Source organism: Methylococcus sp. ANG (genome assembly GCF_040730495.1).
In the GTDB taxonomy this organism is placed as follows: domain Bacteria; phylum Pseudomonadota; class Gammaproteobacteria; order Methylococcales; family Methylococcaceae; genus Methylococcus.
Window position 1 is genome coordinate 2,858,883 of sequence record NZ_CP160399.1, and the last position, 15,865, is coordinate 2,874,747.

At 58.9% G+C, this 15,865-nt stretch carries 13 protein-coding genes and 2 pseudogenes; 4 read left to right on the plus strand and 11 right to left on the minus strand.

The annotated features are described in order from the left end of the window. Positions 1-347: 347 nt before the first annotated feature. The 4 genes and pseudogenes from ABZN20_RS13795 to ABZN20_RS13810 form a co-directional block, all read right to left on the minus strand. Positions 348-950 carry a metal ABC transporter permease gene (locus tag ABZN20_RS13795; protein ID WP_367027568.1) on the minus strand — a complete coding sequence of 201 codons (603 nt, stop codon included), beginning with the start codon at positions 948-950 and terminating at the stop codon, positions 348-350. Between the two features lie 2 nt (positions 951-952). After that, positions 953-1,135, minus strand: a pseudogene (locus tag ABZN20_RS13800) (metal ABC transporter permease); the annotation flags it as partial. Further along, positions 1,132-1,860 (minus strand): metal ABC transporter ATP-binding protein, encoded by a 729-nt coding sequence (locus tag ABZN20_RS13805; protein ID WP_255556624.1) that lies wholly within the window; start codon positions 1,858-1,860, stop codon positions 1,132-1,134. The pseudogene ABZN20_RS13800 and the gene ABZN20_RS13805, both read right to left, overlap by 4 nt. A 90-nt stretch (positions 1,861-1,950) precedes the next feature. Further along, positions 1,951-3,954, minus strand: coding sequence for a heavy metal translocating P-type ATPase (locus ABZN20_RS13810; RefSeq protein ID WP_218808198.1), 2,004 nt, complete (start codon positions 3,952-3,954; stop codon positions 1,951-1,953). A gap of 667 nt (positions 3,955-4,621) precedes the next feature. Between ABZN20_RS13810 and ABZN20_RS13815 the strand changes: the two genes are divergently transcribed. The 3 genes and pseudogenes from ABZN20_RS13815 to ABZN20_RS20080 form a co-directional block, all read left to right on the plus strand. Then, on the plus strand, positions 4,622-5,260 hold the full coding sequence (locus tag ABZN20_RS13815) for a Tll0287-like domain-containing protein (RefSeq protein ID WP_367025604.1): 639 nt from the start codon (positions 4,622-4,624) through the stop codon (positions 5,258-5,260). Between the two features lie 53 nt (positions 5,261-5,313). Beyond that, positions 5,314-6,402 (plus strand): sulfite exporter TauE/SafE family protein, encoded by a 1,089-nt coding sequence (locus tag ABZN20_RS13820; RefSeq protein ID WP_367025605.1) that lies wholly within the window; start codon positions 5,314-5,316, stop codon positions 6,400-6,402. Between the two features lie 116 nt (positions 6,403-6,518). After that, positions 6,519-6,671 (plus strand): annotated as a pseudogene (locus ABZN20_RS20080) (NAD(P)-binding protein); the annotation flags it as partial. 80 nt (positions 6,672-6,751) lie between these two features. Here the strand turns inward: ABZN20_RS20080 and istB are convergent. Together istB and istA are read right to left on the minus strand one after the other, a co-directional pair. Beyond that, positions 6,752-7,507 carry an IS21-like element helper ATPase IstB gene (istB, locus tag ABZN20_RS13825; protein WP_367025276.1) on the minus strand — a complete coding sequence of 252 codons (756 nt, stop codon included), beginning with the start codon at positions 7,505-7,507 and terminating at the stop codon, positions 6,752-6,754. A gap of 26 nt (positions 7,508-7,533) precedes the next feature. Continuing rightward, the gene (gene istA, locus ABZN20_RS13830) at positions 7,534-9,072 is read right to left on the minus strand and encodes an IS21 family transposase (protein WP_367025277.1); all 1,539 of its coding nucleotides are present in this window, start codon (positions 9,070-9,072) and stop codon (positions 7,534-7,536) included. A gap of 247 nt (positions 9,073-9,319) precedes the next feature. Here istA and ABZN20_RS13835 point away from each other — a divergent pair, with 247 nt between their 5' ends. Next, positions 9,320-10,888 carry an FAD-dependent oxidoreductase gene (locus ABZN20_RS13835; RefSeq protein ID WP_367025606.1) on the plus strand — a complete coding sequence of 523 codons (1,569 nt, stop codon included), beginning with the start codon at positions 9,320-9,322 and terminating at the stop codon, positions 10,886-10,888. A 292-nt stretch (positions 10,889-11,180) separates the two neighbouring features. Here the strand turns inward: ABZN20_RS13835 and ABZN20_RS13840 are convergent, their stop codons facing one another. From ABZN20_RS13840 to ABZN20_RS13860, 5 genes are all read right to left on the minus strand, one after another. Beyond that, a complete protein-coding gene (locus ABZN20_RS13840) occupies positions 11,181-12,143 on the minus strand; it encodes a radical SAM protein (RefSeq protein WP_367025607.1) in 963 nt (320 codons plus the stop codon). Between the two features lie 6 nt (positions 12,144-12,149). After that, positions 12,150-13,145 (minus strand): hypothetical protein, encoded by a 996-nt coding sequence (locus ABZN20_RS13845; protein ID WP_367025608.1) that lies wholly within the window; start codon positions 13,143-13,145, stop codon positions 12,150-12,152. A gap of 115 nt (positions 13,146-13,260) precedes the next feature. Further along, on the minus strand, positions 13,261-13,500 hold the full coding sequence (locus tag ABZN20_RS13850) for a FeoC-like transcriptional regulator (protein ID WP_367025609.1): 240 nt from the start codon (positions 13,498-13,500) through the stop codon (positions 13,261-13,263). Next, positions 13,493-15,517: a ferrous iron transport protein B gene (feoB, locus tag ABZN20_RS13855; protein ID WP_367025610.1), complete on the minus strand. Its 2,025-nt coding sequence runs from the start codon at positions 15,515-15,517 to the stop codon at positions 13,493-13,495. Before feoB ends, ABZN20_RS13850 begins: the two co-directional genes overlap by 8 nt. Further along, positions 15,514-15,777: a FeoA family protein gene (locus tag ABZN20_RS13860; protein WP_367025611.1), complete on the minus strand. Its 264-nt coding sequence runs from the start codon at positions 15,775-15,777 to the stop codon at positions 15,514-15,516. The genes feoB and ABZN20_RS13860 overlap by 4 nt, the downstream gene beginning before the upstream one ends. Between the last annotated feature and the right edge of the window lie 88 nt (positions 15,778-15,865).

Consider the following 15,865-nt stretch of genomic DNA (forward strand, 5'->3'; position numbering starts at 1 on the left):
GTTGTCTTTGATGTCTTTCTCGTCTGATTACCCGGCACCGGTCACGTGCCATCCGTTGCGGGCAGTCGCGGTGGCGCAAGAACACGCCCGGCCGGATTTCCCCATGACGGACCAGGCGTTAATTGCCATGCATGCATGCGCGAGTGAGGATGGCCGGGAATGGCGTGACGGGCGTGTTCGCTTAGCTGAGCATCGAACCAGCGGTGTATCGCCTCGACCAGCAAACCGGCCAATAAGACTGACTTTGTGAATAGGGCTTTCGTCATGAGGACGCTCTTTCGATAGCTGTCGCGGCTCCATAAGCGGTCGCCATTTCGCCGTGATTACCATCCCGATCCGAGTCCGATCTAAGAACGGGGGGTTACGGCGTGTTGCTTCAGGAAAATCGAGACCAGAAACAGAAGCCCGCTGGCGATGATGATCAGTGGGCCGGGAAAAAGGCCGGTGACGGCGTAGGCAACAACGCCCAGCATCGCGGAGAGCCCGCCGGCCGCCATACTGAGGAAGGCGTATTGCGCCAAATTCGAGCTGAGGTTTCTTGCCGTGCAGGCCGGGATCGCAAGCAACGCAGCGGTCATCAATCCTCCCACGATGCGTACGCCGAGCGCGACGGTCAAAGCGACACAGATGAGGTAGATCGTGTTGTGCCAGCGTGCATCCACGCCTTGTGCTCCTGCGAGATCCGGTGAAATGCCGACGAGCACCAGATTCGGATAGATGCGGCGAATCGTCAGGTAAAGACCGGATGCCAATACCAGCGTGACCAACACCGTCGAAACCTTGATCTGGGAAACATCGCCGAGCAATGCGATTTCCGCTTTCTCTTGAGGAAGAAAGAGGAACGCAACCGCGAGGGAAGTCGAAAATACGACCGCAGTAAGGGCCTCTCGAGATGCAAGTGGGTCTTCTTTTCCAAATACCAGATCAACCAGACCCCGAGTCCCAAGAATAACAGCGCGCCGAGGGAGACGTCGAAATCATAGAGCAGGGCGAGCGCGATGCCCGGCAAGGTCAGGTGACCCAGCGCGCCACCCACCAGCGCCATGCGTTTGCTGAGCATCAGCGAGCCAAGATATCCGGCCAGGGCCCCAATTGCGCCGCTCAGAAGGAATGCCAGGAAAAGATTGCCGTTCATGGGTGCTGGTGCTCGTAGTATTTGACGCCAGTGCCGTAAAGTGTCCGCAACTGTTGCGGTGTCAGCACCTCCTGAGGGGCACCTAAGCACAACTTGTGCCGATTCAGGCAGAGAACCGTCTGTGCGTGTTCCCAAACGACATGCAGGTCGTGGGTGACCAGTAGAATGGTCAAAGGCTTAGTCTGGCGGAAGCGTTGCAGCAGCGTATAAATCGTTTCCTCTCCGCCGATATCGATGCCAGAAGTGGGTTCGTCCAGCAACAGCACCTCGGGATCGTCCACCAGCGCCCAGGCGATCAGCATCCGCTGGAACTGACCGGTGGAAAGCGTTCCAAACGGACGAGCAAGCAGCGCATCGTCCAGTCCAACCTCAGTGAACATCCGCTTCATGGCAGCGACGTCGCGCGTCTTGAAACGGAAGAATTCTTCCAGATCGAGCGGCGGAATGTCTCGCCGTTGCACGAACTCTTGGGGTGGGAGATAACTGAGCTTACGGGTATGCCAAGTGATCTCGCCTTCATAGGGGACGAGCTTGAGAAGCGCCCGGAGCAATGTCGTCTTGCCAGCCCCATTGGGCCCGAGGATGACGAAAACGGAGCCTTGTACGACCGAGAAGGAAAGATCGCGAATGATCCTGTCTTCCCCGTAAGACACCGACAGATCTCGTACTTCAAGAACGGTTCTCTGGCTGTCCGTCATGTCCGACATCCGCTCGCCTGATTTCAAACCGGGACTCCGATACTGCCAGATGGCGGATGTCGAAGCAAGGTTCTCTGGTTCACTGGGAAAATGTGCTCTAGAAGACCGAAATACCTTTTAGTCGGTGTTTTCGCCGCCTAGACTGACGGCGGGTTGCTGCGCGTTTGAGGAGATCTTCGTTACGGTGCGCCAAAGGCGGCTGCCGCGCAGGGTCAGCACGATAGGCTCGATGTATTGTCGAGGAACGATCTCCCAGCGTCCCAAATACAGTCGAGCTGCATTGGCGACTACTAATACCGAACTGATATGGTGCAGAAACGCAGCGAGCACAGGGTTTAATAATCCAAAGGTTGCCAGTGTCAATCCTACCCCGTTGAAGGAGATCGCCCACGTGTAATTCTGCTTGATAATCTGGCGCATTTTCCGGCTTATCTGGAGAATCTGGATCAGATCGTTGGCATCCTCACCAAGAATAACCATATCGGACGAAGCAATAGACAGGCCGATGTTCTTGTGGCCCCCGATGGCGATCCCTACATCGGCGGCGGCCAGCGCAGGCGCGTCATTCACGCCGTCGCCGATCATCGCTACTTTTCCGAACGACTGCCATTGCCGAACCAATGCCGCTTTATCTTCCGGCCTGCAATTGAAATGGTAGCCGTCCGCTCCGATCAGCGCGGCGACGCGCTTGGCTTCCGATTCCTCATGGTCGCCGGTGGCAAGAACGACACGTTCGACTCCAAAAGAACGGATACTTGCTGCGAGATTTTCCATGGCAGTTTGGACGACGTCACGAATGATGACCATCCCCATGAGCTCTCCGTCCTTCGCCAGGCCGATGGTCCGACCGACATACTTGATCTCAGGCAGCTGGATTCCCTGCATTTCCAAAGTTTCCGGACTTCCGATCAGTATTTCGCAATGATCGAGGCGGCCCCTAACGCCTCTGCCGGGTAAGTCTTCGGCGTCCCGCACCGGCCTAAGCCGAGTGATCCCAAGGTCTTTGCAATAATTGACAATGGAACGCGCGACCGGACTGGTAAATCGCGACTCGAGGGACGCGGCGATTTCCAGAAGCTCTGCTTCGGTGGTCTTCATCGCGACGATCTGATGGACCTCGGGCACTGCCAGCGTGACCGTGCCGGTCTTATCGAGAATGACAGTCTTGACCTCATGCATCGTTTCCAGCGGCTCCCCGCCCCGCACCAGGATATTGAGCCGGGCAGAGCGGCCAATACCAGAAGCGAATGCCGTTGGTGTCGCAAGGGCCCAGGCGCAGGGGCAAAGAACGGAAAGTGCCGTAGCCATGAGGTCCAAACTGCCGCTGACGAAGAGCAACAAGAACGAATAACCGCTGACGCCCAGAAGGAGATATTGGACGATTGCGTCGGCTCTTTTTTGAAGCGTGGATTTGTACTGCAGTGTTTTCTCGATTTCTGCGGTAATCACGCTAATGAAAGAGTCGTCGCCGCTTTTTGTGGCCTTAATCTGGATGGGTGCAGACAGGTTAAAGGTGCCCGATAGGATATCGTCACCTGGTATTCGATGAATCGGGAACGGTTCGCCGGATATCGACGATTCGTCGAAGGACGATCGACCTTCGATGATGATGCCGTCCACCGGAACAACGCTACCCTTGGGTACGATCAGCACATCGTCTTTTTGCACCGTATGAGTTGGAACCTCCCGAATCTCGCTCCCTACCATAAGGAGGGCGGTTGTCTTGGTTTGCTTGATGAGGCCTTCAATCTTTTCCCGGTTCTTTCGGATGATCGTAAAGGACACATAGAGACCGAGTCCGATGAACCAGGCCACCAGCGCGCCGCTTAAGGGTTTCCCATCGATCAGCGTCACGATCATCACCAAGACGATCAGAAGCTCCGCAGAGACTTGATGCAGAATCGCCACGGATCGCAGCAGCCCGAGAGCATAGAGGGCTAAACACAGCCAATAGAACGGCAGGGCCAGCCCATAGAAGAAGGGCATGTCGTATAGGGCGTCGATGGCGAAGAAAACGACAGGAATGACGGCGAGAACGAGTCGTAAGAGGAGGGGATCCCTGAAAGGACTGATCTTCGGCAGTTCGCTGTCCAACCATCGGAAAAAACCTTCAAAGCTCATGTAAATTACCATATGACACCTTGTTGTTTTGGCCGCCGCCATTTCCCATTAGACGATAATCTAACCAGGCCGGTAGGGAACGTCCATGACGCTATCGACAATGGGAGGGAAGAAAGCCGGTTCGCTACATCAGGCGAACTAGATAGCCCAACAGCATCAGGCTGCACCGGATCAGCAATCCAGCGAAGCTTGCAACAGGCAGGACGTTAGGCCGCCGGCGCGGAGCATCGCGATTTCATTCTCAACGGAAATGAGCTGGATGGCCAGGATCATCATGGCGATTCCGAGTCTCGGGAGTCTCAGTTCCCAGCACTTGGGCCCCTAACTGGGCTTTTGGAGCTTTTAATGTTCGCTTGCAGCGCACCAACAGCTTGTATTTTTCACGGCGGCATCTAGATTAGAAGTCTCTAATGCGCCAGAATGGAGACACCTCAAATTTCCTTTATTCATCCGGATAAATGAATCGCCCCGTCAGGCTATTGGCGCCACGCGGCACAGCGGCGTAGTCCCGCACAGCGCTGTGAGCACGCCTGGCGCGACGATTGCCTGATCCCGCACGTCGAGCGTGTCTGGCTGGGAGGTACAGTGCCTCGGGTAAAGCGCAGCTTGCCCATCGACGCAACCGGGCTTTGGGCAAGCTTTAGGCATAATGAAGGAGTGAATCGGGATGCAACAACGGTTCTTGATGATCGGTTTGGCAGTCGTGGCGTTGGCTTGCATTGCTGGCGGGAAGCAGGATCAGGCAGGCGCCATAATCCCTAAAGCCGAACAGGCACATCGTATTGAATCTGTCCGAGCACCTTCCCCGGTTGATGAGGCCGCTTTGGTGGAGAAAGCCAAAGCTGCGGTCCGGACTCTCGGCAGCGCCCTGAAAGCCGCACTGGAGGCGGCGCTGCGAGCCGGCAGACAGGTCGACGCGCTGAGTGTGTGCCAGCTTGAGGCGCCGGCCATCGCCAGCCAGGTTTCCGCCCAGAGTGGAATGCAGGTCAGCCGCGTCAGTCTGAAATATCGCAACATCAACAATGCGCCGACCGAATGGCAAAGCCAAGTGTTAAACGATTTCGAGAACCGCAAGATTGCCGGTGAAAACCCCGCGAACTTGAGCTATGCCAAAGTCGTTGGCAACGAGTTCCGTTTCATGAAAGCGATACCGATCGAGGGGGTCTGCCTGGGGTGCCGTGGCGACGCGATCGGACCGGCGGTCAAATCCAAGCTCAGCGAGTTGTATCCCCAGGACTTAGCCACTGGTTACCGAGAAGGCGACCTGCATGGCGCGTTTGTGGTGGTGCAAAAATTGGCGCCATGAACGCCAGGTCCCCGAAGGGGCAGGTCCATTGGATACCCAGGTAGGTAAGCAGCATGGCAAACAGACGGATCCAACTCCGCATCGAGGACATGCATTGCACGGGTTGCGAGCAAATCATCGAGGAGGCCTTACGTCGCCTGCCGGGTATACAGTGGGCCAAGGCCAGCTATCCCACTGCAAGGGCCGAAGTCGAATTCGATGACGCGTTCATCAGCGAACCACGCATACGCCGGGCCATCGAGGAAAAGGGCTATCGCGTTGCCAAAATTGCCAAACGGTCCTTGAAGCACTATGCGCTGAATGGATTGATCTTCTTCCTTCTGCTGCTGGTCGTAGGCGGCGTGGCGTTCTGGGGCAAGAGCCTGATGCCGGGCCTGATGAAGCAGATGAGTGCCCAAGTCGGTTACGCGATGTTGTTCACGATCGGTTTTCTTACCGGTTTTCACTGCATCGGTATGTGCGGCGGCTTCGTCGTGAGTTATTCAACGGCAGTCGCCCCGCGCACTGTTGCCAGGTTGGCCGCTGCGCATCTGTTGTATGCCTTCGGCAAGACCGCATCCTATGTCCTGATCGGAGCCGGTTTCGGCCTACTGGGCTCGCTGGTTACCATCACAGCTTACATGCGCGGCATAGCCGCTCTCGCAGCGAGCCTTTTTTTGGTGATCTACGGTCTGAAGATGCTCAATGTCTTTGCCTTTTTACGATATTTTACCTTGCGCCTCCCGCGTTTTATGGTCCGTGGCGTGGCGAAAGAAGTTCGTGAGCAGCACAATCCCCTGGTCATCGGCTTGTTGACCGGCCTATTGCTCGGCTGCGGCCCTCTGCAAGCCATGTACATCATGGCCGCCGGCACCGGCAGCCCGCGGGAAGGCGCTACTATCCTGTTCTTCTTCGGTTTGGGCACCCTGCTTCCTTTGCTCGGCTTCGGGTTGTTTGCGAGCATCTTGTCGCGAAACACTATCCATCTGCTAGTTCGTGTATCCGGCATCCTAGTGATCATCATGGGACTGATGATGGCCGATCGCGGCCTTAAACTGATCCAATCGGGCTATGATTTAGCGTCCCTCCTTTCTCGCTGGGAGCAGCGCGACTCAGCGGAACTGCATCCCTCCGAGCCGGCCATGACCGCCCCCCATCCCTAACCCGGTTGTGTAAAAAAAGCACTTACGCATTCCTAATATGCAGGCACCGCCTTTTCCAAGACGCGGATACTCAAGGCGTCGAGCTCGTCCCCTTTCCTCTACGGAGAACTGAGGCCATGAATCCAGCCAAGAAACGTATCCTCATCGTTGGCGGCGTCGCCGGCGGAGCTACTTGCGCGGCCCGTGCGCGCAGACTCTGCGAAAGGTGCGAGATCGTCGTCTTCGAGAAGGGACCGTATGTCTCCTTTGCCAATTGCGGTCTACCCTATTGCGCATTCCGGCGAACGTGACCGTTGATTCCGGTGATCGTGACCGCCGGGGATCTCATGCCGCGCTGGAGGTTGGTTTTTTACTTGGACCGGTCACGTTGGGTCAAGCCGGCGGTGGTTTTGCGCATCGACTCGCCGGTCAGGGGTAGCCGGTGGGCGTTGTGCAGGAGGCGGTCGAGGATGGCATCGGCGAGGGTGGGCTCGCCGAGGTAGTCGTGCCAGTGCTCGACCGGCAGCTGGCTGGCGATGAGGGTGGAGCGCAGGCCGTGGCGGTCTTCGATCAACTCCATGAGGTCGTTGCGCTGAGAGGCGGTGAGCGGCTGGATGCCCCAGTCGTCGAGGATGAGCAGGTCGGTGCGGGCGAGCTGGTTCATGAGCCGGGAATAGGAGCCGTCGCCGCGGGCGACGGCGAGCTGTTCGAGCAGCCGAGGCAGGCGCAGGTAACGGACGGCTAGTCCCTGGCGGCAGGCCTGATTGCCGAGGGCGCAGGCGAGATAGGTCTTGCCGGTGCCGGTGGGGCCGGTGAGGCAGAGATTGTGATGGGCGCGCAGCCAAGAGCCTTCGGCGAGCGCGGCCATTGGGGGACGATGCAGGCCGCGGGGGTGGCGATAGTCGATATCCTCGATGCAGGCGGCAAGGCGCAGCTTGGCGTCCTTGAGCAAACGGCTGAGGCGGCGGTTGTCGCGGTAGAGCAGCTCCCGGTCGACGAGCAGCGCGAAGCGCTCGTCGAAGGAGAGATCGTGGGTGGCGGGCTGTTCGAGCTGTTGTTCGAAGGCCTCGCGCATGCCGGTGAGGCGCAGGGTGTGGAGCTTGTCCAGGGTTTGCTGGGTGAGCATGGTTTTGTCTCCTGTTGTAACGGGTTTCAGTTGTAGTAGTCGGGACCGCGCACGTTGCCGTGGGCCGGCAGCGCCGCGGCGGTCTCGTCATGGGCCTCATGCGGCTGGCGGTCGAGCCCCTTGTCGAGGATGGAGCTGACGGAGCGATAGGACGGTGATTGGATGGCCAAGGCCCGCGCACAGGCCGCCTCCAGCCGCGCTCGGCTGTAGCGCCGAGCGAGATTGAGCAGGCCCAGGCAGGCGCGGTAGCCGTGCTCGGGATGGGGCCGGTTGTTGAGCTGGTGTTCGACCACGTGCAGCGTCGCTACGCCGATGTCTTTGGCCCAGTTCATGAAGCGCCCCGGTGACCACTGGCGGTGCTCGCGGTGGGACTTGGGCATGTGCTCGGGGAGGGTGGAGAAGCGGCCGGCGCCCTGGCGCGGGTGCGCGGCGACGCGGTGTCCCCGGTGCAGCACCTCGATGCTGGTGGCGGTGGCGCGCAGCTCCAGCACCTGGCCGACCAGCGCATGGGGCACGCTGTAGAGGCGACCGCCGAACTCGACGTGGTAGTCGATGCCGGGCTTGACCTGTTTCCACTCGGCGTACTCGTAAGGCACCAGCGGCAGGGGTTTGAGGGCCGGCCGGTCGAGGGACTCGAACAGGTCGCGGCGGCTGTCGGGCTGGCGCTGGAAGGGGCGGCCGTTGAGTGACTCCAGCAGCTCGTGTATGGCCTGGTTGAGGGCCGCCAGGGAGTGGAAGGTGCGATGGCGCAGCCGGGCCAGAATCCACCGTTCCACGACTTGCACGGCCACCTCCACCTTGGCCTTGTCCTTCGGCTGGTAAGGGCGCGCCGGCAGGATGGCGGCGCCGTAGTGGCGGGCCAGCTCGGCGTAGGTGGCGTTGGGCTCGGGGGCGTAGCGGCAGGGCTGGCTCACCGCCGCGCGCAGGTTGTCCGGCACCCACAGCGCGGGGGTGCCGCCGAAGTAGCGCAGGGCGCGCTGATGGGAGGCGATCCAGTCCGGCAGCGCCTGGGTCCAGGTGGCCTCGGCGTAGGTGTAGCTGGAGGCGCCGAGCACGGCGACGAACACCTGCGCCTGGCGCAGCTCGCCGGTGGCGGGGTCGATCACCGGAACGGTGGGGCCGCAGTAGTCGAGAAAGAGCTTCTCGCCGGCGTGGTGAACCTGGCGCATGCTGCGCCGCTGCTGGCCCTGCCAGAGCCGGTAACGGTGGCAGAACTGGCTGTAACGGTAAGCGGCCTCGCCGTGGGTCGCCACGTACTCGGCCCACAGCAGCTGCAGGGTCACCCCCTTGCGCTTGAGCTCGTGGTGAAGGCGCGGCAGGTCCGGCTCCACGAAGCGCGCCGGGGCCGTGGGGGCGGGGAACAGCAACCGCTCCAGGGCCGCCTCGTCCATCGCCCCGGGCAGCGGCCAAGCAACGCCCTTCGCCTGGGCGAGGCTCACGTACTTGCTGACCACGCCCTTGGAGACGCCCAGCGCCCGGGCGATCTTCTCGTGGCTGAGCTTCGCCTCGTGCTTGAGGCGCAGAATCTCGGTGATGTGTCGCATGGAACTCCTCTTTGCCGGCATGTCGCCCCCTTCGAAAGTAAAAGGGCGGCTCTATGCCTGTTGGGGTTGAGAAATTCCAGCGCGGCTGAGGTGATTCCGGGAACGTGACCGCGATTTCCGGCATCGTGACCACCGATTCCGGCCGGAAGGCCAAAATCGGTCACGATCAAACGGAATCGCCGGTCACGTTCACCCGGCATGGGCGGTCACGATCAAACGGAATCGGCGGTCACGTTGGGCCGGAATACGCACCTATTTCGTAGGCGATGTGATTGAGTCGGAAGCGAATTTGCTGGTGGCAAATCCGGATACTTTCAAACATCGTTTCAACATCGACGTGCATACCGAAACCGAAGTTACTCGGATCGATCGCCAAAGCAAATCTGTCGAGGTGCTCGATTTGAAAACTGGGATTAGGCGACGAGAGCCTTACGATGCTCTAGTCTTGGCCACTGGCGCACAACCAGTCCGCCCAGATCTGCCAGGCATTGATCTGCCAGGCATCTTCATGCTCCGTACCATACCGGATAGCCGAAAGATAAAAGCGGCCGCAGCCCAAGCCCGGCGTGCATTGATCCTCGGAGGCGGTTTTATCGGCCTGGAAATGGCCGAAAATCTGGTTCGGCTGGGACTGGACGTCACCCTGCTGGAGTTGGCCGATCAGGTGTTGCCTCCACTCGACCCGGAAATGGCCGGCTACGCCGCCGACAGGCTGCGAGCCAACGGTGTCCATCTATGCTTGGGGGAAGGTGCGGCGGGCTTCGAGCGGCTACCGGATAACACTCTGGGGGCGTACACCTCGCGGGGGACGATGCTGAACACCGACCTGGTCATCGTAGCGATCGGTGTGCGTCCGGATACCGCCCTCGCGCGGGCCGCCGGTTTGGAGTTGGGCGCCCTTGGCGGTATTCGCGTCGATGAATCCATGCGCACCGACGATCCTTCCATCTGGGCAGTGGGAGACGTGGTCGAAGTGAAAAATCTCATTACCCGCGAATGGCAGCTCGTGCCGCTTGCAGGGCCTGCCAACCGGCAGGGGCGGGTGGCCGCCACCGCCATTATTCATCAACTCAACTGCAGTGCGGATCCGATCTATCCGTTGGCTTTCGAGGGCGTGCTCGGCACCGCCGTGTGCGAAGTGTTCGGACTCACCGTTGCCTGTACCGGCCCGAGCGAAACACTGCTGCGACGAGCCGGCCAAGGCTACGAAAAGGTCTACCTGCATCCCGGCCACCATGCGAGCTATTTTCCGGGCGCCAAGCCGATTCACATTAAGCTGCTGTTCGCCAAAACGGACGGCAGGATACTAGGCGCGCAAGCTGTGGGTGAAGCTGGTGTGGCGCGACGCATCGACGTCATTGCCACTGCCATGATGCAGGGAGCCAGGGTGTTCGATCTGGAAGAACTGGAACTTTGCTATGCGCCCCAGTTTGGCGCAGCTAAGGACCCCGTCAATCTCGTCGGTATGGTGGCCGGCAACCACCTAAGGGGCGATCTGCCTCTGGCAGATTGGGGTGAGCTGGAAAACACCAAGGCCTTGCTGGTCGACGTACGCAGCGAGGCAGAATATACGGGCGGCCATTTCCCGAATGCGCAGAACTTTCCTCTCGATACCTTGCGTGATCGCCTACAGGATCTACCTCAAGATCGGGAAATCTGGCTGATGTGTGGTGTAGGCCAACGCGCTTATTATGCCTATCGGTTATTGCAGCAATACGGTCTACGGGTAAAGGTACTTTCCGGCGGAATGCAGACCTATCAAGCCTGGCTGCAAACGGGTGATCGAGGAAGTGCGCGAAGTGACGTTGGAGAGTACTCCAATGCCCGGCCTATATAGAATTCTGGGTAAACGGACCATGGCCACTCACTAGCCCGCCCAGTTGTCCGGAGCCCCAAAGAGTGAGCTGAAGCGGCTGACTAAGGTGTTGGCGGAGACAGCAGCGGATGCGATACTGGAGGAGCATCCCGGTGATGGCAGGCACGAACCGCCGGCCCAGCGGGCGAACAACATCTGGAACGGCAAGAGCAGGAAAACGTCCAAGTATGAATTGGATGAACGGCCAGTCGACTCTCCCCTCGATCAGCACGCCCGAACAGCGACGGCACCCTAGGATGGGTCGCCGGTCCATTCAAGCGTCCCTGCCCACTTGGCGAACAAAAAAACGTTTGCCGGCAAATTCGACTTGTTTCAGTTTGCCTTGATCTATCAGGCTTGTCACAAAGCTCTCGTCTAATCCGGCATTCGCCAGGAATTGCCGAACGGATTCTTCGCGCATGGGATGTACGGCCGTAATGCTCAGAAGATCGTTTTCTGCGTCGCCGGTATCGGCAAAAGCGTCATCTTCGTAGCCGGTTAGGCATTCCACCTTCGCAAACTCGGCTGTGAATAGGGAATAAGCCTGGACAATCTTTTTCTCGGATGGCGCGCCCACGTCCTTCTCAGACGGAGGCCGGATGGGGATGGCTAAGAAAACTTTGTTTGGTTTCAATCGAGCTACAAACTTGGCCACGGCCGTGACCGCCTCGGGATGGTCGTTGACGTCGGCCACGAGCATTGTCTCGGTGACCAATTCGCCGTCGTAATGTTCGGCAAAGCGGAGCATGCCGTCGAGTATAACTGGAAGCCTCAGCGCATCATCGGGCCGGTTGATGCTTCGCCACAGCTTTTCATTGACCGCATCGACTTTTAGAGACACCCAATCGGCTTTGCCGAGCCGTTTTCGAACATCTTCCCGCCAAAGCAAAGATCCGTTGGAGATCACGGCAATCGGGACGCCCAGAGGACGCAACAGGTCGATCGCTTCGCCGAGGTGCTTATCCAGCGTGGGCTCTCCATCCGGCACAAAAGTCAGGTAATCGACGGTCTGTCCAATTCGCCGAATCTCTTCGACTCGGGTTTCAACGGTCAGCCGAATCTCTTCAGGCCGAAAGAAAGCGCGGGGCTCGATTTCCGTATGGGCTGTCCGTCCGACTTGGCAATAACGGCAGGAATAGCTGCAAGATTTCGGCGGAATATGGTTGATACCAAGGCTCCGCCCGAGCCTTCGCGAGGGAACCGGGCCGAAGACAAGCGACGTCAGGTTGTTACTCATACTTATCTAATATCCGTCCAACTGATCACTGGAGAAGGAGACCGGCCAGGGCCGGTTCGGAAAGAAGTCGGCAAAAATATCATCCATGAAAAGATGGAATAGTGCCAAGACACCGACGCTGTTACCAGTACGCGCATTGATCGGGATCTGAGCCGCGATTCCCAGCTGGACGTACCTGCCAAACCAGATCAGACCCGGATTGACGGTTCCAGTCATTTCACCTTGGCAACCGGCATTGAGACAGCTCTGCATCGCGAACTCCACCTCCGGGATCATCTGATTGTAAGGCGCTTCCAGCCCCGTATCGCTCACGAAGGCGTGCAAGTATTGCAGACTGTACTGCACGGAAAACCCCCAACGCAGAATCGTGGGGTCCCCATGGGTCTTTTCCGTTAACTCGACGTTGTCCCAAGTATGCCTCGTGGCGGTGCGGCTATCGACTGGAAACTCGGCGCCAAAAATGCCAGTTACGGCAAGAGGTCGAAGGTGTTTCGCCGAGGCCGGCAAGTCGCCCATCCCTTTGCCAAAATAGACGGCTGGAAAAAGTGTCGTGAAAGAATTCCCTTGAGCGCTGATCCCTGTACTGCCCAACGCCGTTTGCAGGCCGACGGAGGCGATCGCCTCATGGGCGGCATCGGTGAGGCACTGATACTTGGCCCCTACTTCCAGATTTCCCAAAGCGTTTACTGAATCGGTGCTTTCCGGTTCCAGATGTCCGAATGCACCGCCTAGGAGAAGCCCCAGGCGTCTGGTCAGGCGTGCGGTATATTCAAAAGATATCGTTGTCGCCTGAGTCGCGTAGGTTTCGTCAGTGCCAGGCTCCTTGAAGTGATCTGCCAGCACTGAGAACTCATCCATCACGAACGGGTCATCGATCGCGAGAGTGGTTGGAAAAATGCGCTTGCCGGCGTATCCATGCGACGCAGTGTCGAATGGGGTAAATAGGAACACCGCAGCGAGCATTTCGCTGAGCGGAAACTGTCTGCCACGACGAGAATTCATGCTGACTTCGATCCAGTTCAGCCGAGCGCCACGCCGAGAATCATCATGGCAATGAAACTTGATATTGTACCAAGCGCGGCGAGACCGGTATGGCCCCGCTCGCGCGATTCTGGAATCACGGCTTTGGTAACTGCCATAGCCGGGGCGGGCGTTTGTGGTCGCAGGCACGTTGCCACGGACATCTGGCGCAGGAAATCGGGCAGCCCTGCACTATGGATTTCAGGTATCCCCTTCGTGCCAGGTCTTCCAGCATCGCGGATACCTGTTCGCGACTCAAATTGAGCCGTTGCGATAATTCGTAGGTGTTGATGGTGCCGCTCTGCTCCGTTGCAAGGCACAGCAGTTTCTTAAGCACCTCGAGTTCCCAAGCCGGCCCAGACCGCGCCTTGGTAAACCAACAAGCCCGCGGCCGTCGCGATCAACATTAGTAGAGCGACGCCGAAGAGTGTCCAGAGCCAACTTCGCGTCTCCTGGAGCATGACCGCGACGGTGGCCACGCATGGGATGAAGAGCATGGTGACGGTCAGGAAGGCCAAGCCTGCCGGGGGAGAAATGGATGCCGCGAGCGTTGTCGCCAGCGCCGCCGGTTCGGTAGTGGGCGTGTATAAGACCGCCAAGGTGGCGACCGCGTTTTCCTTGGCGATGAAGCTGGTCAATAGGGCCACGATCATACGCCAATCCATCCCCATCAGCTCGCCCACGGGGGCAAGTCCGCGCCCGAATTGGGCCAGGATGCTGTGGTCCATACTGGGGCCGGGGAAGTGACTGAGTCCCCAGACTACCACGGAAACCAGGAGGATCACCGTGGCCGCCCTACGCAGGAAGGACCAAAGGTTCTCCCACACGAACAAGCCGATGGCGCGAAAGTTGGGCCTGTGATAAAGGGGCAGCTCCATGATGAAAACCATGTGTTGGCCGCGAAATACGGTCCAATTGAGCAATAATCCAAGTAACCCCAACACTAGTATGTTGACCGCGATTAGGGCCGATGCGACGAAGACGGCCTGTTGGCCGAAGAATACTGGGGTGAGAAATGCGAGCACCTGAAGGCGGGCGCTGCATGGCACCAAAGGCGCGAGCAGGATGGTGAGCAGCCGTCCGCTCTGTGACTCGATCACCCGCGCGCCCATCACCGCCGGTACATTGCAGCCGAACCCGAGAAAGAGGGGGAGGAAGCTTTTACCGTGCAAGCCTATGCGGTGCATGAAGCGGTCCATGAGATACGCGGCGCGCACGAGGTAACCGGTATCTTCGAGAACGGCCAGTGCAGCGAAGAAAACGGTGAGAATCGGCAGAAACGTGATGACGGTCCCCGCACCTCCCATCAGTCCGTCATTTAGCAAGCCGGCAAGCCACCACGGCACTGTGGAAAGGGCGACTGCGAGCCGTGCGCGCGATGGTTCGATGAAGGTCTGCTCCAGCCACATCTGCAGCGGGCTTCCAACTTGGAAAGTGAGGCCCAAGACCAGCGCGAGCACGGTCGCAAGAATCAGCATGCCCCAGACAGGGTGTATGGCGTATCGATCAAGGCGGTCGGTCATGCTTACCTGTCCCAGGCGCGGCTGTTTTACCGCCGCTCGCACCATGCGCCCAATCCATTCGTAGCGCCCGGACGCGATATCCAGTACGGCATCTTCATGCGCCATCAAGAGTCGTTTGATCTCTCGCCAGGAGGCCTCGGGTAGCCAAGTCGTCACGAGATCGGTCAGCTCGCTGTCGCCTTCCAGGAGTTTGAGCGCAACCCAACTTGCTTCATAAGGGGATGGCACTTGTGCATCGAGCCAACCATAGACCTGTGTAAGTGCCTCTCGGTGCGGAGGCGCGATCTCCGGGCGGGCCGGGTTGAAAGTTTCGGGCTCGCGCGCCAACTTCACCGCCGCGGTCAACAGCGTGGCGACCCCCTGCGCTCGGCTCGCCACCAGAGGAATTACCGGAAGGCCTAAGGCCGCTTCAAGAACATGGGGCTCGATCTCGATTCCCTCCGCCTCGGCGATATCCGTCATGTTGAGCCCCAGCACGACGGGCGTCGGCAGTAGAAGCAATTCGGCCAGTAAATAGAGGCTGCGTTCCAAGGCCGAGGCATTCGCGATCAGGATGATCACATCCGGGTGCTCGTGGAGGATGAAGTCGCGAGCAATGCGCTCCTCCAAAGAGTTTGCGGTGAGGCTATAGATACCGGGCAGATCGATGAGGTGGAGCAAGGCCCCGTTGTGCCTCAGCGTGCCCTCGCGGCGCTCGACCGTTTTCCCCGGCCAGTTGCCCACGTGCTGGCTCAGGCCAGTAAGCAAGTTGAATACCGTGGACTTGCCAACATTGGGCTGACCGGCAAGACCGGTCAGGATGGATTCGTGCTTTTTCTGAGCACGATTCATATACTGATTTCTTCGACCAGGATCTTCATCGCCTCACTGCGTCCGAGCGCAATACGCGTATTGTGCACACAGATCAGGATGGGGCCACGCCCAAGATTCTGTAATACCTGAAGATGCGAGCCTACAGAGAGCCCCAAGGCTCCGAGGCGGCTGGCGAACACCCGCCCACCGCATAGCTTGCGCGCTACGGCCTGAGTGCTGTCGGGAAGCTGATCAAGAGAAATATAAGAGGCCGGTTTCAAATTTGAAGTGCAACACATTTTGAGTTGAGGATATCCCGCTGAAAGGCTTCGGCGGGGTGCCGTAAGGCAGTACTATGCACACCGGGGATGAGCGTGTCACTGTGTG

What these genes read in the sequence shown, in the direction of transcription:
- istA (WP_367025277.1), bottom strand. Translation starts at nt 9,072, where the DNA reads ATGCCGGCAAAGAGGAGTTCCATGCGACACATCACCGAGATTCTGCGC.
- ABZN20_RS13840 (WP_367025607.1), bottom strand. Translation starts at nt 12,143, where the DNA reads ATGAGTAACAACCTGACGTCGCTTGTCTTCGGCCCGGTTCCCTCGCGA.
- ABZN20_RS13860 (WP_367025611.1), bottom strand. Translation starts at nt 15,777, where the DNA reads ATGTGTTGCACTTCAAATTTGAAACCGGCCTCTTATATTTCTCTTGAT.
- feoB (WP_367025610.1), bottom strand. Translation starts at nt 15,517, where the DNA reads ATGAATCGTGCTCAGAAAAAGCACGAATCCATCCTGACCGGTCTTGCC.
- ABZN20_RS13845 (WP_367025608.1), bottom strand. Translation starts at nt 13,145, where the DNA reads ATGAATTCTCGTCGTGGCAGACAGTTTCCGCTCAGCGAAATGCTCGCT.
- ABZN20_RS13820 (WP_367025605.1), top strand. Translation starts at nt 5,314, where the DNA reads ATGGCAAACAGACGGATCCAACTCCGCATCGAGGACATGCATTGCACG.
- istB (WP_367025276.1), bottom strand. Translation starts at nt 7,507, where the DNA reads ATGCTCACCCAGCAAACCCTGGACAAGCTCCACACCCTGCGCCTCACC.
- ABZN20_RS13810 (WP_218808198.1), bottom strand. Translation starts at nt 3,954, where the DNA reads ATGAGCTTTGAAGGTTTTTTCCGATGGTTGGACAGCGAACTGCCGAAG.
- ABZN20_RS13815 (WP_367025604.1), top strand. Translation starts at nt 4,622, where the DNA reads ATGCAACAACGGTTCTTGATGATCGGTTTGGCAGTCGTGGCGTTGGCT.